Origin of the sequence: Ligaoa zhengdingensis (assembly GCF_014384885.1) — a bacterium.
GTDB classification, from domain to species: Bacteria; Bacillota; Clostridia; order Oscillospirales; family Ruminococcaceae; genus Ligaoa; species Ligaoa zhengdingensis.
Map to the genome: position 1 here is coordinate 1 of NZ_JACRST010000058.1, position 3551 is coordinate 3551.

Sequence of the window (3551 nt, forward strand, 5' to 3'; positions counted from 1 at the left end):
CCATTGCGTTACCCCTTTATGATTTTCTCAAGCTGCATTTCGGTCGCGTTAGGCAGACGTGATTGCAGATGTTTTAGAATGCGCTCTTTGGATTCCTGCGGGTCTCGCTGATAGGCGGATGTGATAAAGTCGTACCCGAAAAGCTCTTCCGGCGTCGCATATTCTGCTACACCCCAGCCATAAGGTCTTCCGTACCTGTCCTGCATATAGACGAAATCCGCAATGCAGACATAGCTCTGCATTTGCAGTCTTGTGATACACGTCTCAAAGCCGGTGTTGCCGCCCTTGTGGTAGTTCAGAGCCTCTTTCAGCCGTTTGGAAAGCATCCTGCCTTCACCGGCTATGGCTTCGTAAATCTCCTTGTCCTTGTAGGACGCCAAGCCGTCATCCCAACGGGCGTCAAAGTCATAGCCGTCACGCCGGAAGTTTGCGAAGTCCGGTATCCACTCTCGGCTCACAAAGCCAGCCTTCTTGTTGAAAAGCTTGCCGTAGAGACATTTGCCGCTCCGCGCAGCCGGTCCTTTCCATTCCCACGGACCATCTACATCATCCGCAAACCATAACTCAGGTGGGCAAAGTTCCTTGATGGAGAAGCCGTGAATCTCGTTCCGAAAGAAGGGCAGAAAGCCGTATTGCTCGACGGCGGCAATCAGATCATCACTGCTCCGCAGCAATGTCTTTTTCTCGTTCTCTTTCATTCAGTGTACTCCAAGCCTTCCTCTGCGCACCAGCGGATCGCAAGCTCCCGGTACGCCTCCGCTAAATAGTCATACCAGTGCTGTTCCAGCCCGTGATAGCGCACAGACTGTTTGAATCGGCGGAACGCGCCTTTTCCCCGGATAGCATAGGCAAGTTCCTCCTGCGCCTTTCCGGGAGAGATCTGATCAATGAAATCCTCCATGATGCGGTATTGATGAATCTCATACTTGGTCGGAAAGCGAAGAAACCTCTCCGGCGTATTTTCCATTTCAGCAGCAAGAGCTTTGTCTTCCTCCGTCAAATCAGTCATCACTGGATCGGCAAGATAAACGGTCTTCCCGATCTTTGCGTCCCAGAAGCTCGTGAAGACTTCATTTGCTTCCTCGATTGCCTGAATGACCTGTTTTAATGGGATCGTCATTTTCCGCAGCACCTCTTGTATTTCTTCCCGCTGCCGCACGGACAGGGATCGTTGCGCCCGACCTTCTTCTGCTTCTCCGGCTGGGGAGCGGAGGGCTTGATGTCTGCAAGCTGTTTCAGAAGGTCAAAGCGCATTGCCTCGCTGGGCAGCTCCATTGTGAGGATCTGCTTGCGGAAGTCCTCAATGTCCATTTCGCCGGTTTGGAGGGATTTTCGGATGTTCGGACCAAGAGAGAGCGACTTGAAGCGTTCCTCCGGTGGCGTCATCTGCATCATTTCATCCGGTGTGTAGCCACGGTTGCAGGGCATCCGCGTCGTATTGCTGAATTTGCTGTAAAGTTCAACAAACCGATTCATGTCCCGATCAGACCGGAAGCGGATGTTCCTTTTATCGAAGTGACTTAGAACGCCCTCCACACTGCTCGAAACAGACCGGACGCCGTAGAGAAGATCGTCAAAGGCGTCTTCCAGTTTGTCACCGCTCAGACCAACCCGTTCTTCCATGAAACGGCGGAGCGCAGCCTTTTCCGGAGTGTCCTCGCAGTAGAAGGGATCATCGTATTCCAGCAGGTGCTTCTTGTCAGGCACATAGTAAGGCTTTTTCTGTTGGCTGCGCTTCGTCTCCATGAAAAGGTCAATGGACTCCTCAATCAGTGTGACATCAATGATCTCACGGTCAAGGGGCTTTGTATGCTTGACATCTGTGTAAAGCTCATCTCCGCCCAGAATGTAGTAGCCCTCGCACTCATGACGGGCGATCTCTGCAAAGGCAAGAAATTCATCTTCCGTTACCAGCTTCGGGCTGAGGGAGAAGACAATCTCCTTTGCCTTGTGCAGCGGGATGATACCGTAGAGATTTGCCATTGCATTGAAATATTTGCGCAGAAGGCGCGAGGTCGTGTCCTTCAGCGGGATTTCCCGATACCGGGCGTTCAGCTCCCGGCGTGTGTATTCCTCCGGAAACTCAATGTACTGTTCCTTGCTCACGACTCTTCTTCCTCAATAATTCCGTAGTCAATCAGGACGTTCTCTTCGGCGTACTTCGGGTAGACAATACCCATCATCTCATACCGGTAACGCCTCACCCGGCGAAACGACTTGATCGGCTCCGGTGCATAGGCGGCAGTCTCGCAGTGCGCATACTCCGGCATTTCCGCGAGATCGTCTCGAACGGCACGGATAAGCGCGTCCGCCACATCATCAATGCTCTTGCCGGTTTCCACGGCAACCAGTTCGTGCTTCCGGACTGCCTTGTCCAGATCACCGGGGGAGCGAAAAAGCTTGTATTTCATATCATTGCCCGTCCTTTCTCTCTATCGGTTTGCCTATTCTTCCTGAAATCTGTTCTTTAGGGACGCAATCATCGCTTGCGCGGCAATGCTTAGATACAACACTCCAATTTCATAAATAAAGTCGCGGTCAATCTCGATAAAGCATTCCCTAACGTGTGTAAAAACCAAGCCCAGCAAGTCCATGTACAACGGATCATCAAAGGGCTTGAACCGTGCAAACTTGCTTTTGGCAGCGTCCCATGTCATGGACGCTTCGCCCTCAGCACTGGTCATTGCCTCGCAGAGAATCATGCTGACACCCATTTTTCCGTTGCCGGTCAGGAGTTCTCCTTCGTAATAGCTGAGAAGGTCTTTCTTGCGTCGGAGCGGAATCATATCACAGTTGTCATCCATCTCAAATGCAATTAGCTCCGCAGCGAGTTCTCGCCAGATCGCATATCCGGCGTTAATGATTCCGTCCTCTTCGTGGCTGATGGTATCGTCCATGCAGTATCGCTCATAGAAATTATCTCCGTCAAGCTCGTTGCGGGTGCAGAAAATATGCGCCAGCTCATGCAGAAGAATGTGCTTCAACACTGCCGGATGACGCGCAATGTCTGTCCGCAGCAGGATTCCGTCAACGCCGTCTCCCTTGCCGACGAAGGCGGAGGCGTGAAAGTCGAAATAGCCATCCTCTTTGTATCGGTCTGTCAGGCGATCCGGGAAATACTGCTGGCAGAACTGCTCAAACGATTCGTGCTGATTTTCCGTTTGAAAGCAGCGCAGCACAAGATTGTCCTCGCTGAACTCCGTTCCCATGCGCTCGTTAAAGATTGAAGCGGCATAGAAAAGGACTTCTTTGTAGTCGTTGTTGTTCATCTAATTACGATCCTTCATCCTCATTCATCCCTCCGGTCTGACATTTTTCAGGAAGTCAGAGTGCGGTACATACGGCAAGTTGAGCTGCCAGCCCATGCGGTTCAGCTCGTTGAGCTTGATCAGCATCAGGTTGATGTTTGTCCCCATTGCAGCAGACAGCTGAACCACATCGTAGTCCTGCTTCATCAGGTCAATCAGCTCATCATCGTCAATGATCAGGTGTGAGGCAAACGCATTCGCCTCATATTCGTGTTTTGTGCGCATATCGAACAGCACGAACTC

The 3551-nt window shown here is 51.6% G+C and carries 6 protein-coding genes; all 6 read right to left on the reverse strand.

The genetic code is table 11. From position 1 onward, the window contains the following. Positions 1 to 8: 8 nt before the first annotated feature. Positions 9 to 698 carry an AlkZ-related protein gene (locus H8711_RS13325; protein ID WP_249283844.1) on the reverse strand — a complete coding sequence of 230 codons (690 nt, stop codon included), beginning with the start codon at positions 696 to 698 and terminating at the stop codon, positions 9 to 11. Continuing rightward, the gene (locus tag H8711_RS13330; protein ID WP_249283845.1) at positions 695 to 1120 is read right to left on the reverse strand and encodes a UPF0158 family protein; all 426 of its coding nucleotides are present in this window, start codon (positions 1118 to 1120) and stop codon (positions 695 to 697) included. The genes H8711_RS13325 and H8711_RS13330 overlap by 4 nt, the downstream gene beginning before the upstream one ends. After that, the gene (locus H8711_RS14090) at positions 1117 to 2106 is read right to left on the reverse strand and encodes a YecA/YgfB family protein (protein WP_283245965.1); all 990 of its coding nucleotides are present in this window, start codon (positions 2104 to 2106) and stop codon (positions 1117 to 1119) included. The genes H8711_RS13330 and H8711_RS14090 overlap by 4 nt, the downstream gene beginning before the upstream one ends. After that, positions 2103 to 2411, reverse strand: coding sequence for a carboxylate--amine ligase (locus H8711_RS13340; protein WP_118564773.1), 309 nt, complete (start codon positions 2409 to 2411; stop codon positions 2103 to 2105). The genes H8711_RS14090 and H8711_RS13340 overlap by 4 nt, the downstream gene beginning before the upstream one ends. A 33-nt stretch (positions 2412 to 2444) precedes the next feature. After that, positions 2445 to 3269, reverse strand: a complete 825-nt coding sequence (locus tag H8711_RS13345; RefSeq protein ID WP_118564772.1) for a hypothetical protein — start codon at positions 3267 to 3269, stop codon at positions 2445 to 2447. Positions 3270 to 3293: 24 nt separating this feature from the next. After that, on the reverse strand, positions 3294 to 3551 hold a 258-nt coding region (locus tag H8711_RS13350; RefSeq protein WP_249283846.1), incomplete at its 5' end, for a M78 family metallopeptidase domain-containing protein.